At 72.9% G+C, this 23,733-nt stretch carries 20 protein-coding genes and 2 tRNA genes; 6 read left to right on the top strand and 16 right to left on the bottom strand.

Going from position 1 to position 23,733, the window contains the following annotated elements:
• Nucleotides 1-789: 789 nt before the first annotated feature.
• Both AB0C21_RS12400 and AB0C21_RS12395 read left to right on the top strand, forming a co-directional pair.
• A complete protein-coding gene (locus AB0C21_RS12400) occupies nucleotides 790-1,767 on the top strand; it encodes an ATP-binding cassette domain-containing protein (protein WP_500204103.1) in 978 nt (325 codons plus the stop codon).
• Nucleotides 1,764-2,585 carry an ABC transporter permease gene (locus AB0C21_RS12395; protein ID WP_500204096.1) on the top strand — a complete coding sequence of 274 codons (822 nt, stop codon included), beginning with the start codon at nucleotides 1,764-1,766 and terminating at the stop codon, nucleotides 2,583-2,585. The genes AB0C21_RS12400 and AB0C21_RS12395 overlap by 4 nt, the downstream gene beginning before the upstream one ends.
• Before the next feature lie 96 nt (nucleotides 2,586-2,681).
• On the opposite strand, the gene AB0C21_RS12390 is transcribed toward AB0C21_RS12395, so the two are convergent.
• Nucleotides 2,682-5,915: an ATP-binding protein gene (locus AB0C21_RS12390; protein ID WP_500204095.1), complete on the bottom strand. Its 3,234-nt coding sequence runs from the start codon at nucleotides 5,913-5,915 to the stop codon at nucleotides 2,682-2,684.
• Nucleotides 5,916-5,983: 68 nt separating this feature from the next.
• Here AB0C21_RS12390 and AB0C21_RS12385 point away from each other — a divergent pair, with 68 nt between their 5' ends.
• Genes AB0C21_RS12385 through AB0C21_RS12375 form a run of 3 tightly spaced genes read left to right on the top strand, consistent with a single transcriptional unit; the run spans nucleotide 5,984 to nucleotide 7,969 of the window.
• A complete protein-coding gene (locus tag AB0C21_RS12385; protein ID WP_500204094.1) occupies nucleotides 5,984-6,241 on the top strand; it encodes a DUF7218 family protein in 258 nt (85 codons plus the stop codon).
• A 60-nt stretch (nucleotides 6,242-6,301) separates the two neighbouring features.
• On the top strand, nucleotides 6,302-6,811 hold the full coding sequence (locus AB0C21_RS12380) for a DUF1360 domain-containing protein (RefSeq protein WP_353821894.1): 510 nt from the start codon (nucleotides 6,302-6,304) through the stop codon (nucleotides 6,809-6,811).
• A gap of 57 nt (nucleotides 6,812-6,868) precedes the next feature.
• Nucleotides 6,869-7,969, top strand: a complete 1,101-nt coding sequence (locus tag AB0C21_RS12375; protein WP_500204093.1) for a baeRF2 domain-containing protein — start codon at nucleotides 6,869-6,871, stop codon at nucleotides 7,967-7,969.
• Between the two features lie 45 nt (nucleotides 7,970-8,014).
• Here AB0C21_RS12375 and AB0C21_RS12370 read toward each other — a convergent pair.
• The 8 genes from AB0C21_RS12370 to AB0C21_RS12335 all read right to left on the bottom strand — a co-directional run bounded on the left by AB0C21_RS12370 (nucleotide 8,015) and on the right by AB0C21_RS12335 (nucleotide 12,566).
• Nucleotides 8,015-8,087 (bottom strand) — tRNA-Ala (locus AB0C21_RS12370).
• An 89-nt stretch (nucleotides 8,088-8,176) separates the two neighbouring features.
• Nucleotides 8,177-8,557 carry a hypothetical protein gene (locus AB0C21_RS12365; RefSeq protein ID WP_500204092.1) on the bottom strand — a complete coding sequence of 127 codons (381 nt, stop codon included), beginning with the start codon at nucleotides 8,555-8,557 and terminating at the stop codon, nucleotides 8,177-8,179.
• Nucleotides 8,558-8,671: 114 nt separating this feature from the next.
• The gene (locus tag AB0C21_RS12360) at nucleotides 8,672-8,902 is read right to left on the bottom strand and encodes a hypothetical protein (protein ID WP_500204091.1); all 231 of its coding nucleotides are present in this window, start codon (nucleotides 8,900-8,902) and stop codon (nucleotides 8,672-8,674) included.
• Between the two features lie 357 nt (nucleotides 8,903-9,259).
• Nucleotides 9,260-9,332, bottom strand: a tRNA-Ala gene (locus AB0C21_RS12355).
• 79 nt (nucleotides 9,333-9,411) lie between these two features.
• Nucleotides 9,412-10,074, bottom strand: coding sequence for a histidine phosphatase family protein (locus AB0C21_RS12350; protein ID WP_500204090.1), 663 nt, complete (start codon nucleotides 10,072-10,074; stop codon nucleotides 9,412-9,414).
• Nucleotides 10,067-10,480, bottom strand: a complete 414-nt coding sequence (gene rsfS / locus AB0C21_RS12345) for a ribosome silencing factor (protein ID WP_149261621.1) — start codon at nucleotides 10,478-10,480, stop codon at nucleotides 10,067-10,069. Before rsfS ends, AB0C21_RS12350 begins: the two co-directional genes overlap by 8 nt.
• 146 nt (nucleotides 10,481-10,626) lie before the next feature.
• Nucleotides 10,627-11,226 (bottom strand): nicotinate-nucleotide adenylyltransferase, encoded by a 600-nt coding sequence (gene nadD, locus AB0C21_RS12340; protein ID WP_149261620.1) that lies wholly within the window; start codon nucleotides 11,224-11,226, stop codon nucleotides 10,627-10,629.
• A gap of 53 nt (nucleotides 11,227-11,279) precedes the next feature.
• The gene (locus tag AB0C21_RS12335) at nucleotides 11,280-12,566 is read right to left on the bottom strand and encodes a phenylacetate--CoA ligase family protein (RefSeq protein WP_500204089.1); all 1,287 of its coding nucleotides are present in this window, start codon (nucleotides 12,564-12,566) and stop codon (nucleotides 11,280-11,282) included.
• 90 nt (nucleotides 12,567-12,656) lie between these two features.
• Between AB0C21_RS12335 and AB0C21_RS12330 the strand changes: the two genes are divergently transcribed.
• On the top strand, nucleotides 12,657-13,691 hold the full coding sequence (locus AB0C21_RS12330) for a M48 family metallopeptidase (protein WP_500204088.1): 1,035 nt from the start codon (nucleotides 12,657-12,659) through the stop codon (nucleotides 13,689-13,691).
• A gap of 57 nt (nucleotides 13,692-13,748) precedes the next feature.
• Here the strand turns inward: AB0C21_RS12330 and AB0C21_RS12325 are convergent, their stop codons facing one another.
• From AB0C21_RS12325 to AB0C21_RS12295, 7 genes are all read right to left on the bottom strand, one after another.
• Nucleotides 13,749-15,506 carry a TIGR03767 family metallophosphoesterase gene (locus AB0C21_RS12325; protein WP_500204087.1) on the bottom strand — a complete coding sequence of 586 codons (1,758 nt, stop codon included), beginning with the start codon at nucleotides 15,504-15,506 and terminating at the stop codon, nucleotides 13,749-13,751.
• A gap of 64 nt (nucleotides 15,507-15,570) precedes the next feature.
• Nucleotides 15,571-16,830 carry a glutamate-5-semialdehyde dehydrogenase gene (locus AB0C21_RS12320; protein WP_500204086.1) on the bottom strand — a complete coding sequence of 420 codons (1,260 nt, stop codon included), beginning with the start codon at nucleotides 16,828-16,830 and terminating at the stop codon, nucleotides 15,571-15,573.
• Between the two features lie 16 nt (nucleotides 16,831-16,846).
• A complete protein-coding gene (proB, locus tag AB0C21_RS12315; RefSeq protein WP_500204085.1) occupies nucleotides 16,847-17,953 on the bottom strand; it encodes a glutamate 5-kinase in 1,107 nt (368 codons plus the stop codon).
• 27 nt (nucleotides 17,954-17,980) lie between these two features.
• Entirely contained in the window at nucleotides 17,981-19,378 is a 1,398-nt protein-coding gene (gene obgE, locus AB0C21_RS12310; RefSeq protein ID WP_500204084.1) for a GTPase ObgE, read from the bottom strand.
• 91 nt (nucleotides 19,379-19,469) lie between these two features.
• Nucleotides 19,470-19,727: a 50S ribosomal protein L27 gene (gene rpmA / locus AB0C21_RS12305; RefSeq protein WP_067640985.1), complete on the bottom strand. Its 258-nt coding sequence runs from the start codon at nucleotides 19,725-19,727 to the stop codon at nucleotides 19,470-19,472.
• Between the two features lie 14 nt (nucleotides 19,728-19,741).
• Nucleotides 19,742-20,056 carry a 50S ribosomal protein L21 gene (gene rplU / locus AB0C21_RS12300; RefSeq protein WP_149261614.1) on the bottom strand — a complete coding sequence of 105 codons (315 nt, stop codon included), beginning with the start codon at nucleotides 20,054-20,056 and terminating at the stop codon, nucleotides 19,742-19,744.
• Between the two features lie 289 nt (nucleotides 20,057-20,345).
• On the bottom strand, nucleotides 20,346-23,579 hold the full coding sequence (locus AB0C21_RS12295; protein WP_500204083.1) for an Rne/Rng family ribonuclease: 3,234 nt from the start codon (nucleotides 23,577-23,579) through the stop codon (nucleotides 20,346-20,348).
• Between the last annotated feature and the right edge of the window lie 154 nt (nucleotides 23,580-23,733).

Raw genomic sequence — 23,733 nt, 5'->3', positions numbered from 1 at the left:
CCAGGATCAAACTCTCCATCAAGGTCCAAACGACCAACCAGGGGGCGAACCCCAGCCGGCCAAACCTCAGGAAACAATCCCAGCATCACCACCCCCGAAAAGGGGCGGCATTGCCTCAAAGAAATCCCCACCACCCCATCAGATGGGGCGGCACGGGGCGACCCGGCCGAACAATCGACCGAGCCGATAAAGGCACTGGCTTTTAACACGCTGTTGAGTTCTCAAGAAACGGACACCCACCGCGCCGAATCCCGCTCCCGCGGACCCCGGCTCCGGGGCAACCCTGCTAACTTACCAGACCCATCTCCGCTGTCAAGCCGATCCGTGAAGATCTTTTTGACGAGTCGGAGGTGTGCCCGTCCCCCACGCGACGACACATCCCCAGGCCAAAGAGACCTGGAAAGATCGTTCCGTAGGAGGCGCCCTGCGGGCCGGCCACCTCGCGGCGTCCTGCATCCCGTCCGGGCTTGTACTTCAAGAGTACCTCGGCCTGCAGCACCCTGCGAACCGTTTTCCTCTGTCCGTGTCCCCCGGGGCCGTCCGCCTCTCGGCGTCCCGCATCCCCTTGGGGCACCACAGAGATTAGGCAGCCCCGGAAGAGCCGTCAAATCGGGATCGGCCCCTTGTTCGTCCCTCCCGCGAAACCCGCAGGTCATACGCGGTTCAATTCGGCGGAATCAGTGCCCCGTCAGTGCCGCGTCAGCGTCCCCCCGCCGGTGTCCGCGCCACGTCAGCGCCTTCCCCCACGGTGGTGACCGTCACAGCGAAGGACTGATGAAAGGCATCCAGATGGACGAAGTAATCCGCGCGGAGGGTCTCCGGAAACGGTTCGGGGAGACGAAGGCCCTGGACGGTGTGGACATCACGGCTCGCCGGGGCACGGTCCTCGGGGTCCTCGGCCCGAACGGAGCCGGCAAGACCACCGCGGTGCGCGTGCTGGCGACGCTGCTCAAGCCGGACGCCGGGCGCGCCGAGGTGGCCGGCTACGACGTGGTCAAGGACGCGGTGCGCGTCCGGGCGAAGATCGGACTGACCGGGCAGTACGCGTCGGTCGACGAGGAGCTGACGGGCTTCGAGAACCTCGTGATGATCGCCCGGCTGCTGGACTTCGGCCGCGCGGAGGCGAAGGCGCGGGCGCGGCGGCTGCTCGACCGGTTCCGGCTCACCGACGCGGGGTCCCGCGCGGTGAAGACGTACTCGGGCGGGATGCGCCGGCGGCTGGACCTGGCGGCGAGCCTGATCAACCACCCGGAGATCATCTACCTGGACGAGCCGACGACCGGGCTGGACCCGCGGGCGCGCAACGAGGTCTGGGACACCGTCCGGGAGGTCGTCGCCGACGGGGCGACGGTGCTGCTGACCACGCAGTACCTGGAGGAGGCCGACGCGCTCGCCGACCGCATCGCGGTGTTCGACCACGGGCGGGTCATCGCCGAGGGCACCTCCGACAGCCTGAAGTCGCAGGTCGGGCGGCAGACGCTGGTGGTCCGGGCGGCCGAGCCGTTCCGCGCCGCGCAGCTCACCGCGATCGTCGCGGAGCTGACCGGTGAGCGGCCGGAGGTGCAGCAGGCCACGGGCCTCGTCACGGCGCCCGTGCACGATCCGCGGCTGCTGTCGGTTCTGGTGCGGCGGCTGGACGAGGCGTCCATCGTGGCGGCGGAGCTGGCGTTGCGGATGCCGAGCCTCGACGAGGTGTTCCTCACACTCACGGGCCATCTGGCCGAAGAGCCCAAGTCCGAGCTCGTTTCCGAGGGGAGCGTCGCATGACCGCCATCACCGTCGACGGCCGTCCGTCCGCCGCGGAGCCGCCCGCGCGCATCAGCGCTCGGCGGACGCTGCGGCACGGCCTCACCCTGGCGTGGCGCAACGTCGCCCAGTTGAAGCACTCACCGGAGAAGCTGCTGGACACGACGCTGATGCCGATCGTGTTCCTGCTGCTGTTCCTGTACGTGTTCGGCGGCGCGGTGGCCGGCGACACGCATTCCTACCTGCAGAAGCTGCTTCCGGGCCTCGTCGCGCAGATGGCGATGTTCGCCACGATGGGGCTCGGGACGGCGCTGAACGAGGACATCCACAAGGGCGTGTTCGACCGGTTCCGCAGCCTTCCGATCGCCCGTTCCGCACCGCTGCTCGGGACGGTCCTCGGCGACACGGTCCGGTTCATCACCGTGATGACGGTGCTCGTGGGGTTCGGGTCCGCCCTCGGGTTCCGGTTCCACACCGATCCGCTGTCGGTGCTGGCGGCCTTCGCGCTGGCGTACGTGTTCTACCTGGCCGTCTGCTGGATCTCGGTGCTCGTGGGGCTGGTCGCGCCGACGCCCGACACGGTGCAGGGGTTCTCGTTCATCTGGGTGATGCCGCTGACGTTCGGCAGCAGCATCCTCGTGCCGGACACGTCCACGATGCCGGGCTGGCTGGAAGCGTGGTCGAAGGTCAACCCGGTCACGCATCTGGCGGAGTCGGTGCGCGCGCTGACCGTCGGCGGCCCGATCGGGAACCACGCCTGGTACACGCTCGCCTGGGCGGCGGGAATCGTCCTCGTCACGTTCCCGCTGGCCATGCGCATGTACTCGCGGAGGGCATGACGGCCGGTCCGCGTCGGAAGGCGCGCCGCCCCGGAGAACCGTTCGGGGCGGCGTGCCTTGCCCGTCCCGGCGAACCGGGGCCGGGCACGGTGCCGCTCAGACGGAGGCGACCAGCTCCTCCGCCTGATCGAACACCTCGTCCCGGGTCACCTGCCGGCCGCGCTCGTACGCGGCGGCGAACGCCTCCTCGCCGAGGACGCCGCTGACGAGCGGCAGCGTCCGGCGGACCTCGTAGCTCGCCGTGTCGCGGTAGCCGAGCAGCTTGTGCGCCGTGCCCAGTAGCTCGGCGGCCCGCACGTGCCGCCCGCGCGCGGCGGCGTAGGCGGCGACGCCCTCGACGAGCGCGGCCACGGTCGGGTTCCCCATGAACGTGTCGTTCCGGAGACCGCTCAGCGCTTGGACGTGCCGGCGCGCGGCGGCCTCCAGGTCGCCGACCTCCTCCGCGAGGCAGCCGAGGCGGCTGGACGTCCGGCGGGCGACCTGCACGATGTCGGGGCGGTGCCCGCGCGACTCGATCCACCCGCACGCGCGATCGGCGTGGGCGCGGGCGGCGGCGCGGTCGCCTTCCAGCAGCGCTATCTCGCACAGCATGAGGGAAGCGGTCGCGGCGTCGGCGAAGTCGCCGATGCGTTCGGACTGCGCCATGGCGCGCTCCAGGTCGGCGCGGGCGCGGGCGACCTCACCCAGTTGGGCCCGTGCCCACGCGAGCTGCGCGAGCAGTTGGGAGCCCTGCTCGGGGCTGACGTCGACCGTCGCGTACCCGTACGCCTCCTCGCCGAGCCGGACGGCCTCCGCCAGGTCGCCGCGCGCCACGGCGGTCTGCATCATCCCGCTCAGCGCGACGATCATCCCGAACCGGTCGCCGAGCTCGCGGAACCGCGCGTAGCCGTCGGCCGCCTGCTCGGCGGCGTCGTCGATCTCACCGTAGTTGATCCCCAGGTGCGCCAAGATGACGCGGACGACGGCGCGCACCCACGGATCGTCGTGGTCGCGAATGCGGCCCAGACCACGCCTGACCTCTTCCATGTCTCCGCTGAGCACGTTGGACGCCGTCTCGGCGAGCGCGAGCACGGGATGCGAGGGTGAGGGGGGCACCACGGCCGCCGCCTCGCTCATGGCCCGGCGCAGCGACTCCTGCGTCGGCCCCTCCTCCTTGGTCATCTCACTCACGAGGGCGGCGGAGACGACGCACATCGCGTAAGGCTCCTCCAGGCCGCGCGGCGCGGCGCCGCCCGCCATGTCGCGGACGGCGATCGTCCAGCCGCCCGCTTCGCGTTCCATGTCGCGCAGGATCCAGAACCACACCAGCCCGGCCACGAGCCGCAGGGCCGTCTCGACGTCGCCCACCTCGGTGACATGGCGGAAGGCGATGGTGAAGTTCTCGCGTTCGGCGGCCAGCCGGGCGGACCAGAGCAGCTGGTCGCGGCGGCGCAGCTCGGGCTCGGCGCGCTCGGCGAACTCGACGAGGTACGCGGCGTGCTCGTCGCGGACGCGCCGGGTCTCGCCGGCCTCCTCCAGCCGCTCCCCCGCGTACACGCGGACGGTCTCCAGCAACCGGTACCGGACGTCGGTGTCGCCGTCGGCCATCACCAGCGACTTGTCGATGAGCGCGGCGATCACGTCGATGACGTCGCGGGGGTCGGGCGCGTCCGGCGCGTCGAGGCCGCACACGCGGACGGCGGCGTCCGGTGTGGCGCCGCCGGCGAACACCGCCAGGCGGCGCAGGACGGCGCGCTCCCGCTCGTCCAGCAGGTCCCAGCTCCAGTCGACGACGGCGCGCAGGGTCCGGTGCCGGGGCAGTGCGGTGCGGCTGCCGCCGGTCAGCAGCCGGAACCGGTCGCCGAGGCGGGCCGCGACCTGGCCGGGGGTGAGGGAGCGCAGCCGCGCGGCGGCCAGTTCGATCGCGAGCGGGATGCCGTCGAGCGCACGGCAGATCTCGACGACGTCGGCGACGGTGCCGGCGTCGACCGCGAAGCCGGGGCGGACGGCGGCGGCGCGGTCGGCGAACAGCCGCACCGAGGCGTAGCCGAGGGCGTCGGCCGGGTCGGCGGTGCCCTCCTCCGGCAGCGGGAGGGACGGCACCGGGCACAGCGACTCGCCGGTGATGCCGAGGGGTTCGCGGCTGGTCGCGAGGACGCGGACGCCGTCGGCGTGCGCGACGACGTGGTCGACGAGCCGCGCGACGGCGTCGATGAGGTGCTCGCAGTTGTCGAGGACGAGCACCATCCGCTTGGCGGCGAGGAAGTCGGTGAGCCGTTCGAGGGGCCGCACCACCGCGCGGGTCTCGGTGGGACGGACGCTCTCGGGAACGCCCAGCGCCGCCAGCACCGCCTGCACCACGTCGCCCGGACCGCTGACGGGGGCGAGCGGGACGAACCACACGCCGTCCGGCATCTCGTCGACCAGCGCGCCGGCGCTCTCCCCGGCGAGCCGCGTCTTGCCCGCGCCGCCGGGGCCGGTGAGGGTGACGAGCCGGGTCTCGCGGAGCAGCTTGCCGACCCGCTGCGACTCCTCCTCCCGCCCGACGAAGCTGGTGAGCCGCGCGGGCAGGTTGGTGCGCGCGGACCGCGGGCCGGACGGGGGCGGCGGCGCGGGCTCCGGCGCCCGGGCGGTCGTCTCGCGGCGCAGGATCGACAGGTGGACGGCGGCCAGTTCCGGGGACGGGTCGACGCCGAGCCGGTCGGCCAGGGCGCGCCGCGTCTCCTCGTACACCTCCAGCGCCTCGGCCTGCCGCCCCGCCGCGTACAGGGCGCGCATCAGCTGGCCGCACAGCCGCTCGCGCAGCGGGTTCGCGGCGGCGAGGGGCTCCAGTTCGGCGACCGGCGGGACGGGGAGCCCGGCGGCGATCTCGGCGTCGACCCGGTCCTCGACCGCGGCGAGCCGCAGCTCCTCCAGGTGCGCGACGGCCGCGTGAGCGAAGTCGGCGTCGGCGACGTCGGCCAAGGCGGGCCCGCGCCACAGCGCGAGCGCCGCGCGCAGGCCGTCCGCCCGCGCGCGGGGATCGTCCTCGGCCCTGGCGGCGGCGACGCCGCGCTCGAACGCGACCGCGTCGATCTCGCCCGGGTCGATCCCGAGCCGGTAGCCCGCGGGGCCGTGCTCGACCATGTCCCGCCCGGCGACGCCGCGCAGCCGGGACACGAGCGCCTGCAGGGCGTTCCCGCCGGGGGGCGCTCCCTCCCACAGGTCGTCCAGGAGCCGCTCGGCCGACACGGGACGGCCCGCCTCGGCCGCCAGCCGCACGAGAAGGGCGCGCAGCCTGCGGCCCGCGACCTCGACGGGCCGCGCGGCCTCGTCCCGCACGTCGAGCGGCCCCAGGATGCCGATGCGCACGCGTGCCCCCTTCCCGCGTGTCATTGTCCCCGATGTGTGGATCTCGCGAGCCGGGTACGTGTTTCGACATGCCCAGAGCACAGATCAAGGACGAAAAGAAGTACCAGAAGCTCCGCGACAAGGGAGAGAGCAAGGAGAAGGCGGCGCGGATCGCCAACGCGTCCGCGAACCAGGGAAGCAAGAAGGTCGGCCGCAAGGGCGGTAAGAGCCCCTCCTACGACGACTGGACGAAGGACGAGCTGCTCGAGCGCGCCCGCGAGATCGGCGTCGAGGGCCGTTCCTCGATGAACAAGTCGGAGCTGGTGAAGGCGCTGCGCGACCACTAGGCGAGTGCACCCCGAGGGCGACGAGTTCTGCCTGATCGTCCCGGGCCGGAAGGAGAACCCATGAACGCGGTCGTCGACACCGCGCGCAGGCAGAAGGAGGAGTACGCCGCCGGGCAGGACCGTCCCCTCGGCTCCTACCTCGGCACCCTGGCCGTCTACGCGCTCACCACGGGGACGCTGGCGCTGCTCGGCCGCCGCCTCCGCGACCGGACCCCGGCGATCGGCCTCGCCGACCTGGCGCTGATGACGATCACCACCCACAAGGCGTCCCGCCTCATCACCAAGGACCCGGTGACGAGCCCCCTGCGCGCCCCGTTCACCCGCTACTCCGGGACGGCCGGCCCTGCCGAGCTGTCGGAGGAGGTGCGCGGCAAGGGCGTCCGGCACGCCGTCGGCGAGCTGATCACCTGCCCGTTCTGCACGGCCCAGTGGGTCGCGACGGCTTATGCGGCGGGCCTGGTGTTCGCCCCGGACGCCACCCGCCTCGCCGGCGCCACGATGACCGCGGTCGCCGGCTCGGACTGGCTGCAGCTCGCCTACGCGCGGCTCCAGCAGTCCGCCGAGGACTGACGCCCCGCACATCACTCTTTGCACGTTTGCCACGAATACGGGGGGTACGGCCAACCCATGGATCTGGCATTCCTCAAAACGCTGTACCAACGGCCGGGCCCGTACGCGTCGGTGTACGCGGACCTCACCCGGACCACCGAGGACGCGTCCAAGGCCGCCGAGCTGCGGTGGCGGGCGCTGCGCGCGGAGCTGGAGGCCCAGGACACCCCCGAGGCCACGCTCCGCGCGATCGAGCAGACCATCCGGGACGACCTGGAGATGCGCCGCTCCGAAGGCATCGTGATCTTCGCCGCCGACGGCGAGGTGGTGTACGGCGACCGCCTCCCTGGCCCGCCCCGCAGCACGCGCGCCACCCTCGCCCCGCTCCCCGACGTCCTGCCCTACCTCGCCGAGCGCGGCGAGCGGTTCCCGCACCTGCTCGCGGTCGTCGACCGGCGCGGCGGCGCGATCGACTGCGTCACGGCCGACGGGAAGCACGAGCGCATCGACGTGGACGGGGACGAGCAGTACCCCATCCGCAAGGTGAAGGCGGGCGACTGGAACCAGTCCCGCTTCCAGCGCTCCTCGGAGAACGTCTGGAAGATCAACGCCAAGAAGGTCGCGCACGAGATCGACAGGGCCGCGGAGCGCTGCGGCGCCGAGGCCGTCGTGATCGCCGGCGACACCCGCGCCCGGACGGCCGTGCTGGAGGAGGTCTCGGAGCACGTCCTGGAGCACACCGTCGAGGCCGACAAGAACACCACGGTCGACGACCCGGACCTGGACGCCGAGCTGCGCCGCCTCCTGCAGCTGAAGTCCACCGAGCGCGTCCTGACCGTGGCCGAGCGCTTCGACCGGGAGCTGGCGAACGGCCAGCGCGCCGTCTCCGGCCTGGACGCGACGACGGAGGCCGTGCGGCAGGCCCGCGTGGAGACGCTCCTGCTGGTGGACGAGCCGGACTCGCAGGCCCGGCTGTGGGTCGGGCCCGACCCGTCCGAGGTCGCCACGTCCGCGGATCAGCTGCGCGAGGAGTTCGGCGTATCCGACCCCCGCGAGGTCCGCGCGGACGCCGCCCTGGTGAGAGCGGCCGCCGCCACCGACGGCGAACTGGTCGTCCTGCCCGCCGACGGCCCGACCCCCGACCAACACGTGGGCGCCGTCCTGCGCTTCACCGCCTGAGCAAACGAAAAGGAGTGGCGCTCTGCGCCACTCCCACCTCGTTTGTGGAGCTATGGGGATTCGAACCCCAGACCTCCTCCATGCCATGGAGGCGCGCTACCAACTGCGCCATAGCCCCTCGGTCGAGGAAAAGCTTAGTGCACGTTGGGAGCGCTCGGGACGCGCGGCCGCGGAGGTGCGCCTCCGCGGCCGCCGACCGCGGCAGGGCTACTTCGCGGTGAAGACGTACAGCAGGTCGTTGGCCGCCGGCACCTGGACGACGAGGCTCCTGAGCCACTCGTACGCGCCGAGGAGCGTGTCGCTCTCGACCGTCTTGCCGCTCGCGTCGGTGCGCTCGGTGTGGAGCTCGTTGGAGTACTGCTCCTTGCTCTCGTCGCGGACGTCGCACAGTATCCGGCCGGGTTCGGCCCCGCGCGGGAGCAGCTTGAGGTGCGACAGCACGTCGAGCGCACTGGTGCAGTCGTCGACCTTCTGGGTCTCCGGGGCGGGCGGCGGAGCGGCCTGCGCGGGGACGGTCGTCGCCGTGACGGACGCCCCGGCGACCGCCGCGGCCAGCAGCAGCCTCTTCCCGGTGAACCGGCTTGTCATGGGGTCAACCCTCATCTCGATCGTGCATCGCCACGTGAGGGCCTTCCCTCATGATCAACATCGCGAAGCACGGCCGGGGGAAAGGCAGCCGCCGCCATGGTGAAGGCTTTGCGGTCAGACCCACCCGAGCCGGTCGGCGACCTCGTCGGGCGCGTAGCCCCGGGCGCCGCCGTCACCGATCCACACGATCCCGTCCGCCTCCGCGACGGCCCCCACGGCGTGCTCCTGCGGCATCCGGGGCTGGATCGCCAGCCGCACCTCGGCGTCCGGATCGAACCGGCGCAGCTCGTCGATCAGGTCGGCCACGGTGACCTCGCGCTTCGCCCCCCTGCGGTGTCTTCCCATACCCCGCATGAAACCATCCCCGCGCCGATGCTCCACCCGCCGAGCACCCCCCAAACGCCCAACGGCCCACCCCCTTCGCCAAGGGGCCCGACACCGCACCCGCCGATGCCCGACAACCAAGCCAAGAGGGGGGTAAGGGGGCGAAGCCCCCAAAGAAGGGGGCAAGGGGCGAAGCCCCAAACGAAAGCGCTCGTACCGACCACGCACCGACCCGTACAAGGACGGAGGCCTGAGCCGGGAGGGGGCGTGGGGGCGGAGCCCCCACACCGGGGGTCTGGGGGTCGCCCCCCAGGCAGAAATGAAGAAGGGAGTCCCGACCCACGCTTTCCGTGGGTAGAGGACTCCCAACTCCATTCGTGGAGCTATGGGGATTCGAACCCCAGACCTCCTCCATGCCATGGAGGCGCGCTACCAACTGCGCCATAGCCCCGCCGCCGCATGGACGTTCATCCTGCGGCGCCCCGCCAGTGTATAGGACGGGCGGGACTGGTCTCGAATCGTTTTGGCCGTCAGGTGCCGGTGTCGGGGCGGTCGTCGCTGAGGACGGGTTCGGGGAGGGTGCCGGCGTTGTGCTCGGCGAGGCGCCAGCCGCCGTTCCGCATCTCGGTGACGACGGACCAGCAGCAGTTGGACAGGCCGCCGAGGCGCTCCCAGGTCTCCTCGGGGAGGCCGAGGAGGTGGGACATGCCGAGGCGGAGCGCGGCACCGTGGGAGGCGACGACGAGCTGCCCGGTGGGCTCCAGGTCGTCGAGGGCGCGTTCGAGGGCGGCGCCGACCCGCTTGGCGACCTGGGCGCTGGTCTCGCCGCCGGGCGGCTGCCACGCGGCGTGCTCGGCGGGGTAGCGCTCGCGGATCTCGCGGGCGGTGAGGCCCTCCCACGCGCCGCCGTCGCGCTCGATGAGGTCCCGGTCGTAGCGGACGGGCAGTCCGGTGAGGTCGGCGAGGGCCTGGGCGGTGTCGGCGGCGCGGCGCAGCGGCGAGGCCAGCAGCGCGGTGGGCCGGAGCCCGGCGAGGAGGCGGGCGGCGCGCTGGGCCTGCGCGACCCCGGTCTCGTCGAGAGGGATGTCGGTCTTGCCCTGGAAGCGGCGTTCGACGTTCCACGAGGTCTGGCCGTGCCGCCAGAGGACGAGCCGGCGTCTGCCCGGTTCGCGGGCCGGGCGGGCGTCACTCACTCGGGCTCCCGACGGCGCGGGCGCGCTGGGCCTGGTGCGCGGTGACGGCGGCCGGCAGGTCGATGAGGGGGCAGTCTTTCCAGAGCCGTTCGAGGGCGTAGAACATGCGGTCCTCCTCGTGCTGGATGTGCACGATGATGTCCGCGTAGTCCAGCAGGACCCAGCGGCCCTCACGCTCGCCCTCGCGGCGGACGGGCTTGGCCTCGGCCTCCTCGCGCAGGCGCTTTTCCACCTCGTCGACGATGGCGCGGACCTGCCGGTCGCTGGGGGCCGAGCAGAGCAGGAACGCGTCGGTGATGACGAGCTGCTCGCTCACGTCGTAGGCAAGAATGTCGTCGGCCAGCTTGTCGCCCGCCGCCTCGGCGGCGATCCGGACGAGCTGCGCCGCCCTCTCGGATGCGGTCACGATGCGCTCGCGATCCTCCCTGTAGGGGTCGTCTCCGCTCCCACCCTCTCACGTGCGGCGGTCGATCGACCTCTTTGTCGTTGTTCGACCGCAATGGCAGTTGCGGCCCCGTTCTCCATCCCAGAATAGGCGGCGGCGCCGTCCCGTCAGGCGGCGGTGCGGTAGAGGCCCCGCTTGTTGATGTACTGGACGATCCCGTCCGGGACGAGGTACCAGATGGGTTCGCCGGAGTTGACGCGTTCCCGGCACTCGGTGGAGGAGATCGACAGGGCCGGCACCTCCATGAGGGAGACGCGCCCGTCGGGCAGCCCGGGGTCGGCGAGCCGGTGGCCGGGGCGGGTGACGCCGATGAAGTGCGCGAGTTCGAACAGCTCGGCGGTGTCGTGCCAGGTGAGCATCTTCTCCAGCGCGTCCGCGCCCGTGATGAAGAACAGGTCGGCGTCCGGGCCCTGGATCTCGCGCATGTCGCGCAGCGTGTCGACGGTGTAGGTGGGGCCGGGCCGGTCGATGTCGATGCGGCTGACGGAGAAGCGCGGGTTGGACGCGGTGGCGATGACGGCCATGAGGTAGCGGTCCTCCGCGGCGGCGACCTTGCCCATCTCCTTGTGGGCCGAGAGGCCGGTCGGCACGAACACGACCTCGTCCAGGGAGAAGAAGTGCGCGACCTCGCTTGCGGCCACGAGGTGCCCGTGGTGGATCGGGTCGAACGTGCCGCCCATGATCCCCAGGCGCCGCTTTTGCGTCATAGCGACGACAATAGCCAGCCGGACCGGCGCCCGGAACGCCCGCCCCCGGCCCCTCAGGCCAGGCCCGGCAGCGGCGGCTCGCCGTCCTCCCAGGTCACGACGCGGACGGCCTTGCCCACCTCGACCCTCGGCACGGTGCCCTCGGGCAGCACCGCCACCTCGGCGGTGAGGCCGAGCGTCTCGTACAGGGCGTGGACGAGCTCGGCCTTCGGGTCGCCGGAGACGGCCTCGCAGGCGACGAGCAGCCGGGCGGAGGGGCTGCGCCGGTCCACGACGAGCTGGTAGTGCGGCCGGACGAGCCCGGAGCCGAGCAGGACGCGCTCGACCTCGCTCGGGTACACGTTCACGCCCCGGACGACGATCATGTCGTCGGCGCGGCCGAGGACCTTGCTCATCCGGACCAGGGTCCGACCGCAGGCGCACTCGCCGCGGGCGAGGGACGCGATGTCGCCCGTCCGGTAGCGCAGCAGGGGCAGCGCCTGCTTGGTCGGGGTGGTGAAGACGAGCTCGCCGGGCGTTCCGTCCTCGACGGGGTCGCCGGTGGCGGGGTCGACGGTCTCGACGATGAAGTGGTCCTCGTTGACGTGCAGGCCGTCCTGCTCCAGGCACTCGGTGGCCACACCCGGCCCGATGATCTCCGAGAGCCCGTAGATGTCCATCGCCTTGATCGGCAGGACGTCCTCGATGGCCGTGCGCAGCTCCTGCGACCACGGCTCGGCGCCGAAGAGCCCTGCCTTGAGGAAGTCCGGCTCCACCCCGGCCTCGGCGACGGCCTCCCCCAGCCGCAGCGCGTACGCGGGAGTGCAGGTCAGGATGTCGGGGCGGAGGTCGGCGAGCATGCGCACCTGCCGGTCGGTCATGCCGCCCGACATCGGCACGACGGTCGCGCCGAGCGCCACGGCCCCCTGGTGGATGCCGATCCCGCCGGTGAACAGCCCGTACCCGTAGGCGTTGTGCACGATGCTGCCCGGCGACGCCCCGGCGCAGGACAGGGAGCGCGCGCACATCGCCGCCCACAGGTCGAGGTCGGCCTTGGTGTAGGCGACGAGCGTCGGGCGCCCCCGCGTCCCGCTGGACCCGTGCACGGCGGCGACCTGGTCGCGCGGCACGGCGAGCATCCCGAACGGGTAGTGGTCCCACAGGTCCTGCTTGGTGGTGAACGGGAGGTCGCGGAGCCCCGCGAGCGTCACGTCGGCGCCGCGCCCGACCCCGGCCTCCTTCAGGCGCCGCCCCTGCACGCCCCCTGCCGCGAGGAGCCGGTCGACCAGCCCCCACACCCGGTGCCGCTGGAGCGCGGCGCGCTCGTCGAGGGACATCGCCTCGGCCTTGGGGTCGAACATGGCTGCCTCCCGGGCGCGGCCAGAGCCGGACGGGCTTCCGCGGCGGGGAACCCTCGGGCACGGTTGATCGTCGGAACTACCATGCCAGATATGACGGAGAACACACCGGATCGAGCACGTACTCGGTTCCCGGGGATCAGTTCCCGGGCCTACGAACACCCGGCGGACCGGTCGGCGCTGGTGGCGCTGCGCTCGCTCTCCGGGTTCGACGTCGTCCTGCGCAAGCTGTCCGGGCTGGTCAACGAGCGGGCGCTGCGGCTGATGTTCCTCGGCGGGACGGTGCGCGTCGGCGAGGACCAGTTCCGCCACATCTACGACATGGTCCGCGACGCCTCGTACATCCTGGACATGCCGGAGGTCCCCGAGCTGTACGTCCGGCAGGACCCGACGCCGAACGCGATGGCGCTCGGCTCCGACCACCCGTTCATCGTGCTGAACACCGGCCTGATCGACCTGCTGGACGAGGAGGAGCTCCGGTTCGTCGTCGGGCACGAGGTCGGGCACATCCTGTCCGGGCACGCGGTGTACCAGACGATGATGCAGATCCTGCTGCAGCTCGGGGCGCGGCTGGCCTGGCTGCCGCTCGGCAACGTCGGCATCGCGGCGATCATCATCGGGCTGCGCGAGTGGTTCCGGAAGGCGGAGCTGTCGTCGGACCGGGCCGGGCTGCTCGCCGGGCAGGACCTCGACGCGGCCAAGCGGGTGAACATGAAGCTCGCCGGCGGGACGCGGCTCGGCGAGATGAGCAGCGAGGCGTTCCTGCAGCAGGCCCGCGAGTACGACGCGGCCGGCGACGTGCGGGACGGGCTGCTGAAGTTCATGAACCTGCTCGGGCAGACGCACCCGTTCGCGGTGATCCGGTTCGCCGAGATCGACCGGTGGGCGCGCAGCGGCGAGTACGAGCGCATCCTGGCCGGGGACTACCCGCGCCGCGACGAGGACGACAGCGCGTCGGTCCGCGACGGGATCAGGGAAGCCGCCCAGTCCTACCGGGAGTCGTGGGAGCGGACGGCCGACCCGTTCGTCGGCAAGGTCCGCGACATGGCCGACGCGGCGGCCGGTGCGGCGGGCGGGCTGTTCGACCGGTTCACCCGGCGCGACAACGGGCCCACGTCCGGGAACTGACCGGGCACCGAGCCAGGGCCGCCGCGACACGGACGCGGCGGCCCTTCGCCGTTCCTGTCAGAAGGGCCTAGGGATCAGCAGCTCGACGTTGCGGTCGGCGGCCTCGCCGCGGCGGTTCTCCTCGCGGTCCTGCCAGTCGTTGGCCGACAGCTCGCGCGACAGCGACGCCAGCCGGACCGGGTCGGTGAGGCGGCCGCCGTAGGAGGCCGGGCCTGCGGAGTCGAGGATCGTCGCGAAGACCGACAGGGTGCCGTCGCCGTTGTCGGCGAGCTCGACGATGCGGCTCTGCTGCGGGAAGTCGATGTGCGCGGCCGTGTTGACCTCCCAGAACCCTCCGCCGCCCTTGCGCGCGTGCGGGATGACCTGGTTGCGGTGCGTGTGGCCGTTCACCCACAGGACGGCGTTCGGGTAGCGCAGCAGGAGCGCCTCGACCTCGTCCCCGAGGACGCGGTCGCCGCCCAGCGGGTTCTCCAGCGAGCCGATGGGGTGGTGGCTGAACAGGACGAACAGCCGGTCCTTCGCGGCGTGCTTCACGACCGTGCCGTCCGGGGCGATGTAGCGGCTGCTACCGGCCTTGAGCTGCGCCTCCAGCCACGCGAACTGCTTCCTGTCGAGCGAGCCCTCGGAGTAGCCGTTGGGGTTCACGGTGTCGAGGACGAGACCGCGCACGACGCCCTTGTCGAAGGCGTAGTAGGCGGTACCGTCGCGCAGGTTGGAGAGCGTGAAGCCGTGGCCGCGCAGGGACGCGGTGGTCTTGAAGTGCTCGGCGACGACCTCGGCGCGCGAGAGCATGCGGCGGTTCGGGTCGGGGGTCACCGGCCGGAACAGGCCGCCCGCGCCGCCCTGCTCGCGGCTGAGCCGGACGAGTTCGGCGGCGTCGCCCCCGCTGATCATCCGGGCGAGGCGTTCGGCCTGCCCGGAGTCCGCCGGAGCGCCGATCTTGATTCCGCCGGTGGCGAGGCCGGTGACCAGCGGGTTGGTCGGCAGGTTGCCCTGGACGAGCCCGTCGTGGTTGCCGAACACGGCCAGCCACGGCGCGTCGAGGCCGGTCGCCTGGAACGGCCGTCGCGCGGCGTCGATCAGGCCGTGCACGCGCGGGAAGCCGTACCTGGCGCTCGGGAGGTCGGCCTCCGCGCCGGGCGGCGGGCCCTCGGGGTGCCAGAACGAGCGGTCGTAGGACGCCCAGTCCATGACGCCCTCGTACCGGTTCGGGTCGCCGGAGTCGGGGCGGATGCGCCCGCCGTCCAGCAGGTCGATGATCCAGCGGATCTCGTTGTACTGCACGTTGTCGGCGGCGTCGCCGGTGTTGATGGTGAAGGCGAGGCCGAGCCCGGTCGCCGGACCGCGCCCGACCTTGTTCATCGCCTGGACCATGGCCTCGGCGACCTGCGTCGACAGGATCTCCTGCGGCCGGTAGGCGCCCTCGACCGGCAGCAGGTCGAGGCCGTCCTTGAGCCGGTCGATGAACTCGACGCGGGCCGGGGACTGCGCGTCGATGACGTGCACGTCGGTGAGGTGGCCGAACGCCAGGATGCCGCGGCGGGTTGCGGCCCGGCGCGCGGACGCGGCGCCGCCGAGGTCGCGGCGCAGCAGGTGCGGCTCCCCCGGCCCGGCGGTCACCTTGCGGTACCCGCCGGCGCCGGCGGCGCCGAGCAGGTACGTCCGGTCGAGGGTGGTGCCGGCTGCGGGACCGCGCAACGCCGGCGCCGCCGCGGCGGCGGGGCGTGCGGGGAAGGCGGCCAGTCCGGTGGTGGCGATCCCCGCGCCGAGGGCGGCGCCCTGGATGACGCGGCGGCGGCTGTACTGACGAGTCACAATCGTGAATCAGACCACACCCGCACACGTGACATCAATGGCAAAAATGTCACAAATCCGGACCTCAGCCGCGCACGTGTCCTTCCCCCACCACCACGTACTTGGTCGACGTCAGCTCCGGCAGCCCCATCGGGCCGCGCGCGTGCAGCTTCTGCGTCGAGATGCCGATCTCCGCGCCGAACCCGAACTCCTCGCCGTCGGTGAAGCGCGTCGAGGCGTTCACCATCACGGCCGCCGAGTCGACCAGCGCCACGAACCGCTTCGCGGCCGGCTGGGACGTCGTGACGATCGCCTCCGTGTGCCCCGAGCCGTACCGGCGGATGTGCGCCACGGCCTCGTCCAGCGAGTCCACCACGCGGGCGGCGATGTCGAGCGACAGGTACTCGGCGTACCAGTCGTCCTCCGTCGCCTCCACGACGTCCCCGCTGTAGGAGCGGACGCGGTCGTCGCCGTGCACCGTGACACCGGCGCTCTTCAGCGCCTCAAGCGCGCGCGGGACGAACGTGTCGGCGATGTCGGCGTGCACCAGGAACGTCTCGGCGGCGTTGCACACCGAGGGACGCTGCGTCTTGGCGTTCAGCAGGACGTCCACGGCCATGTCGACGTCGGCGGCGGCGTCCACGTACACCGCGCAGTTGCCGACGCCCGTCTCGATCACCGGGACGGTCGACTCCTCCACCACCGAGTTGATCAGCGAGGCGCCGCCGCGCGGGATCAGCACGTCCACCAGGCCGCGCGCCCGCATCAGGTGCCGCACCGACTCCCGGGACGTGCCCGGGACCAGCTGCACCGCGTCCGGCGGGACCTCGGTGCCGGTGAGCGCGCCCTGCATCACCTCGACGAGCACCGTGTTGGAGTCGTACGCCGACGACGAGCCGCGCAGCATCGCCACGTTCCCGCTCTTCAGGCACAGCGCGGCGGCGTCCACGGTCACGTTCGGGCGGCCCTCGTAGATGATCCCGACGACGCCGAGCGGCACCCGCACCTGCCGCAGCTCCAGCCCGTTCGGCAGCACGTTCCCGCGCACCGTCTCCCCCACCGGGTCCGGCAGCGCGGCGACCTTCCGGACCGCGTCGGCGATCGCGGCGATCCGCTCCTCCGACAGGCTCAGCCGGTCGATCATGTACTCGGAGGTGCCGTTCGCGCGGGCCCGCGCGACATCGGCATCGTTCGCCTTGACGATCTCCGGGGCGGCGGCGACCAGCGCCTCGGCGATCCGGTGCAGCGCCGCGTCCTTCGCCGACCGCGGCAGCGGAGCCAGCCCGGCGGCGGCATCCCTGGCGCGCCGCGCCACCCGCAGGAACTCCTCGCGCTCGTCGCTCATCAGCAGGCACTCCCTGTCATCGCAGTATCACCAGATGGTCGCGGTGGATTATCTCGCGTTCGTACTCGGCGCCCAGCTCGCGGGCCAGCCAGCGTGTCGAGCGCCCCATCAGCTCCGGGATCTCGGACGCGTCGTAGTTCACCAGGCCGCGGGCGACGACCTCGCCGGCCGTGTCGCAGAGGTCGACCGGGTCGCCCGCGGCGAAGTCGCCGTCCACGCCCGTCACGCCGGCCGGAAGCAGGGACTTGCGGCGCCGCACCACCGCCTCGACCGCGCCCGCGTCCAGCATGACGCGGCCCTGGCCCGTCGTCGCGTGCGCCAGCCACAGGTCGCGGGTCGACATGCGGCGGCCCGCCGCCGGGTGGAACAGCGTCCCGACCTGGTCGCCGGCGAGCGCGTGCGCCGCCGACGCGGCGTTCGTCAGCACCACCGGGATACCCGCGATCCGGGCCGCCTCCACCTTGGTGACCATGCCGCCGGTGCCGACCCGCCCGGACCCGCCGAGCTCGACGTCGCGCAGGTCGTCCGGGCCGTGCACCTCGTCGATGCGGCGGGTCCCGGGACGGCGCGGGTCCCCGGTGTAGAGGGCGTCCACGTCCGACAGCAGGACCAGCGCGTCCGCGCGGATCAGGTGCGCGACGAGCGCGGCCAGCCGGTCGTTGTCGCCGAACCGGATCTCGTCGGTGGCGACCGTGTCGTTCTCGTTCACGATCGGCAGGACGCCCATCGCCAGCAGCTGCGCCAGGGTGCGCTGCGCGTTGCGGTGGTGCGAGCGGCGCATCATGTCGTCGGCGGTGAGCAGCACCTGCCCCACCGTCAGCGCGTACCGGGCGAACGAGGAGGTGTAGCGGGCGAACAGCAGGCCCTGCCCGACGCTCGCCGCCGCCTGCTGGGTCGCGAGGTCGGGCGGGCGGCGGGTCAGCCCGAGCGGCCCGAGCCCCGCCGCGATCGCGCCGGACGACACGAAGACGATCTCGGTTCCCTCGCCGCGGCGCGCGGCGAGGACGTCCACCAGCGCGTCGATGCGGTTCGCGTCGATCGTGCCCTGCGGCGTGGTCAGCGACGACGAGCCCGCCTTCACCACGATCCGCCGCGCCTTGGCGACCGCCTCACGCCCACTCATGACCAGACCCGCTCCAATCTGGTGTTCTTAGGACCAGCCGTCGAGACGGCGGTCGGTGCCGCGCGGGCCCCTCGTGCCCTCGCCCGCCGCCACCTCCGGCTCCCAGTCGAAGACGATCGAGTCGTCGGGCGTCCCGATCAGGACGGTGGCGCCGGCGGCGGCGCCCGCCTCGGCGAGCGCGTCCTCCACGCCGAGCCGGGCGAGGCGGTCGGCCAGGTAGCCGACGGCCTCCTCGTTGGCGAAGTCGGTCTGGCGCAGCCAGCGGACCGGCTTCGTCCCGGTGATCAGGTAGGTGTTGTCGCCGAGGATCCTGACCTCGAAGTCGGTGTCCCCGCCGACCGGCTCGGGCCGGATGACGATGCGGGTGGGCTCCGCCGGCGGCAGCGAGGCGCGGTACTCGGCCACCATCGCCGCCATCGCGAACGACAGCTCCCGCAGCCCCTCGTGCGACGCCGCCGACACCTCGAACACCCGCAGGCCGCGGGCCTCGAACTCGGGCCGCACCATCTCGGCGAGTTCGCGGGCGTCGGGCACGTCCACCTTGTTCAGGACGACGATGCGGGGACGGTCCGACAGCGGGCGGTCGCCCAGCACGCGGTCGTAGGCCTGGAGCTCGCGCTCGATGACCTCGAAGTCGCTGACCGGGTCGCGGCCCGGCTCCATCGTCGCGCAGTCGAGCACGTGAGCGAGGGTGGAGGAGCGCTCGATGTGGCGCAGGAAGTCCAGGCCGAGGCCGCGGCCCTCGCTGGCGCCCTCGATCAGGCCCGGCACGTCCGCGACCGTGAACGTCGTGTCGCCCGCGCTCACCACCCCGAGGTTCGGGATCAGCGTCGTGAACGGGTAGTCGGCGATCTTCGGCTTGGCGGCCGACAGCGCGGCGATCAGCGACGACTTGCCCGCGCTCGGGAACCCGACGAGCGCCACGTCGGCGACGCTCTTCAGTTCGAGGACGACGTCGCGCTCCTCCCCCGGCTCGCCGAGCAGCGCGAACCCGGGCGCCTTGCGCTTGGCCGTCGCCAGCGCCGCGTTCCCGAGGCCGCCGCTGCCGCCCTTGGCGATCACGAACCGGGTGCCCTCGCCGACCAGGTCCGCAAGGACGGTGTCGCCCGACTTCACGACGGTGCCGTCGGGGACGGGGAGGATCACGTCGTCGCCGTCCGCGCCCGTCCGGAGGCTGCCCTGGCCGGGCCTGCCGTTGCCCGCCTTGCGGTGCGGGCGCCGGTGGTACTCCAGGAGGCTCGCGGCGTTCGAGTCGACGACGAGGACGACGTCGCCGCCGCGGCCGCCGTTGGCGCCGTCCGGGCCGCCGAGCGGCTTGAACTTCTCCCGGTGGATCGAGGCGCAGCCGTTGCCGCCGTTGCCCGCCGCGACGTGCAGCACCACCCGGTCGACGAACTGCGCGCCCGATCCCGCTCCAGCGGCCACGGTGACTCTCCTCAGGAAACCTCGGTGAAAAACGGCGAAGGAGCGGACCGGAAACGGTCCGCCCCTTCGAAAAGTCGCTCTGCCCGGCGGACTATTCCGCCGGCGGGACGACGCTCACCGCGTTGCGACCGCGGTAGCGGCGGAACTGCACCGCGCCCGCGACCAGCGCGAACAGCGTGTCGTCGCCGCCGCGGCCGACGCCCGGGCCGGGGTGGAAGTGGGTGCCGCGCTGGCGGACGATGATCTCGCCGGCGTTGACGACCTGGCCGCCGAAGCGCTTCACGCCGAGGCGCTGGGCGTTGGAGTCGCGACCGTTACGGCTGGACGATGCGCCCTTCTTGTGTGCCATGAGACCGCTCTCCCTTACTTCCCGGCCTTGATACCGGTGATCTTGACCTCGGTGTACGGCTGACGGTGACCCATCCGCCGCTTGTACCCGGTCTTGTTCCGGTAGTGCATGATGTTGATCTTCGGGCCCTTGACCGCGCCGAGGATCTCGGCGGTCACCTCGTAGCGGGCGAGGTCGGCCGTGGCGCTCACGACGTCGTCGCCGTCAACGACCAGCAGGGGCTGGAGCTTGATGGTCGACCCGACGTCGCCGGCCAGCTTGTCGACGGTCAGCACGTCGTCGACGGCGACCTTTTCCTGCCTGCCGCCTGCGCGGACAATCGCGTACACCGCGGAAAACCCTTCGTCTGCGCGCGCTTCCGGAGTGAACCGGTCCCACGCGTGGCTTACCAGCCCCCGGACGGGGGCCTACCCCCGGCACCGGGCCGAGGGCGGCACACCAGGAGGACCCTGGCGCTCTCTGCTTGTCCTCACCGGATCGGTGAGGTGAGCACCGACCGATCCCCGGACGGGGCTCGCGGTGCGGGTTCGGGCGACGCGCCGAGAGCGCGCCGAAGGTCAAGGGTACCGGATGCCCTGACCGGAACGCGAACGCGTCCGGTCAGGGCGCCCGGCCCCGTCAGTCGGAGGACTCGCCGTCGGCGGCCTGCGCCGCCGCGCGGGGGCGGCGGGTGCGGCGCCGGCGGGCGGGCTCGCCGGCGTCCTGGTCGCCGGCGGGCGCGGAGCCTTTGGACTCGGCGGCGGACGCGCCGGCGGTCACCTCGGCCCCGTTCAATTCGGCTCCCGCGGCCTCGGCTCCCGCGGCCTCGGGCTCGGGCGGTTCGGCGCCGTTCGGGCCGACCGGCACCGGCTCGGCGGAGTCCAGCGCGCCCGGAGCGGTGTCGGCGGTCTCGACGGCGGCCTCGGCGGCCTCCACGGCCGCCTGCGCCGGGGGCTCGTCGATCTCGGGCGGCGGGCCGGCCGGACGCTTCGCGGGCCCGGACTTCTTCGGCCGCGAACGGACCGGCTCGGCCTTGGCCTCCACGACCGGCGCCGGCTCGGGGACGGCCTCGCTCACGGGCTCCTTCACGGGCTCCGGCGCGGGCACCTCGGCGGGCTCCTTCGGCTTGGCCTCGTGCCGGGACAGCTTCTCCTCGACGGCCTTCTCGACCTCGCCCTTGCGCTTGCGGCGGCGTCCGGACTCCTTGCCGGCCGCCTTCTCCGCCTTCGGCTCGACCGGCGTCAGGTGGACGTGGATGCCGCGGCCGTTGCAGGACTGGCAGGTCTCCGAGAACGCCTCCAGCAGCCCCTGGCCGACCCGCTTGCGGGTCATCTGGACCAGCCCCAGCGAGGTGACCTCGGCGACCTGGTGCTTGGTACGGTCCCGCGACAGGCACTCGACGAGGCGGCGCAGCACCAGGTCCCGGTTGCTCTCCAGCACCATGTCGATGAAGTCGATCACGATGATGCCGCCGATGTCGCGGAGCCGGAGTTGGCGGACGATCTCCTCGGCCGCCTCCAGGTTGTTGCGGGTGACGGTCTCCTCGAGGTTGCCGCCCTGCCCGGTGAACTTGCCGGTGTTGACGTCGATGACCGTCATCGCCTCGGTGCGGTCGATCACCAGGGAGCCGCCGGACGGCAGCCAGACCTTGCGGTCCATGGCCTTGGCGATCTGCTCGTCGATGCGGAACGCCGACACGGCGTCCTGGTCGCCGGTCCAGCGCTCGACCCGGTCGGCCAGATGCGGGGCGACGTACTCGACGTACTCGGAGACGGTGTCCCAGGCCTCGTCCCCGGACACGACGAGCTTGGAGAAGTCCTCGTTGAAGATGTCGCGGATGACGCGGATCGTCAGGTCGGGCTCGCCGTGGAGCAGCGACGGAGCCGACGCCGTCTTGACCTTCTTCTGGATGCTGTCCCACTGGGCGGCGAGGCGCGAGACGTCGCGGGCGAGCTCCTCCTCGGTCGCCCCCTCGGCGGCGGTCCGGACGATCACGCCGGCGTTCTCCGGCATGACCCTCTTCAGGATCGACTTGAGGCGGCTGCGCTCCTTGTCGGGCAGCTTGCGGCTGATGCCGGTCATCGAGCCGTCCGGCACGTACACCAGGTACCGGCCGGGCAGCGAGACCTGGCTGGTCAGCCGGGCGCCCTTGTGACCGAGGGGGTCCTTGGTGACCTGGACGAGCACCGACTGGCCCGACTTCAGCGCCGACTCGATGCGGCGCGGCTGGCCCTCCAGCCCGGAGGCGTCCCAGTTCACCTCGCCCGCGTACAGCACGGCGTTGCGGCCCTTGCCGATGTCGACGAACGCCGCCTCCATCGACGGCAGGACGTTCTGGACCTTGCCGAGGTAGACGTTGCCGACGTACGACTGGTGCGTCGCGCGGTTGACGTAGTGCTCGACGAGCACGTCGTCCTCCAGGATGGCGATCTGGGTGCGCTCGCCCTCCTGCCGGACCACCATGACCCGCTCGACGGCCTCGCGGCGCGCCAGGAACTCCGCCTCGGTGATCACCGGCGGGCGGCGGCGGCCCTGCTCGCGCCCCTCGCGGCGGCGCTGCTTCTTGGCCTCCAGGCGGGTCGAGCCCCGCACGGACTGGACCTCGGCCTCGGCGTCGGCGCGCTCCTCGCGGGCCGTGCGGACGTGGACGACGGTGTTCGGCGGGTCGTCGGTGCCGGCGCCGGCCTCGCCGTCGGCCCCGGACCTGCGCCTGCGGCGCCGCCGGCGGCGGCTCGTCCCGCCCTCTCCCTCGTCCTCGCCCTCGCCCTCGGCGGCGCCCTGCTCGGGCTGCTCGGCCTTGGGCTCCTTCTCCTGCTCCTTGTCCTTGGCCTTGGACGCCTTGCCCTTCGCCGTCTTGCCCTTGGCGGGCTTGGCGGACTTGGCGGGCTCCTCGTCCTTGGGCTCCTCGGCCTCGGCCTCCTCCGCCAGGGCCTCGTCCTCGGCGCCCTCCTTGCCGCCCCGGCCGCGGCCGCGGCCGCCGCGGCGGCGGCGACGGCGGGACGGGCGGTCCTCGGAGTCGTCCTCGTCCGCGGGCCCGTGGTCGAGGTCCTCCTCGGCGGCGGGCTCGGCGGGCTCGGCCTCGGCGGCCTTCGGCCGGGCGGGGGCCTCGGCCTTGGGCTGCGGCGGCTGGAAGACGACCATCGGGGGCTGGAACGTCACGCCGGGGACGCCGACGCCGCTCGCGGGCTCGGTCTCCGACACCTGCTCGGGGGTCGGCTGCTCCCCGGCGACCGGGACGGCCGGGACCTGCGGCACGGCGGGGACCTCGGCGGCGGCCCTGGTGGTGCGGCGCCGGGTGCGGGTGCGGGGGGCCGGGGCCGCCTCCTCGGCGGGCTGCTCGGCGGGCTGCTCGGCGGGCTGCTCGGACTCCGCGGACTGCTCGGCGGCCGGCTCGGCGGGGGCCTCGGGGGAGGTCTCGGCACCGGTCATCGGCACGGGCTCGGGCGTCTCGGCGGCGGCCTTAGTGGTCCTGCGGGCGCGGGTACGGGTCCGCTTGGGCGGCTCGGCCGCCTCGACCGGCTCGGGCGTCTCGGCAGGCGCCGCGGGCTCCTCGGCGGACGCAGGCTGCTCGGCGGACGCAGGCTGCTCGGCGGACGCCGCGGGGGCCTCGGCGGCGGCGGGCTGCTCGGCGGCGGGCTCCGGCTGCGCGGCGGGGGCCGCGGCGGCGTCGTCCACGTCGGGCGGCGGACCGGCGGGCCGGCTCGCACGGCGCGGACGCGACGTCACGCCCGTGCTCGCGCTCTCGGCGCCCTCGCTCTGCGCGCCCTCGGCCTGCGCGGCCTGCGCGTTCTCCGTGCTCTCCGTGGTCTCGTTGTCAACGGTCCCGTCGTCGGCGCCTTCGGCCGGGGCCGCGTCGGCTTCGTTCTCAAGCATCCGGGCAATCTCCCGTCAGGCTCCCGGGCGCGTCCGCCCGTCCCGCCAGGGCGGGGCGGTGCGGTGCGCCGCGCGGGAGCACCTCGTCAGTCGGTGCCGCCACGGCCGGACGGTGGTCCGGCCATGACGACGAAGTCGTCGGGGGTGCGCCGGC

The sequence above is a fragment of the Spirillospora sp. NPDC049024 genome, assembly GCF_040649235.1.
Classification (GTDB): Bacteria; Actinomycetota; Actinomycetes; order Streptosporangiales; family Streptosporangiaceae; genus Spirillospora.
The sequence above is the reverse complement of the archived record's forward strand: the minus strand, read 5'-3'. Positions and strand labels throughout refer to the sequence as shown.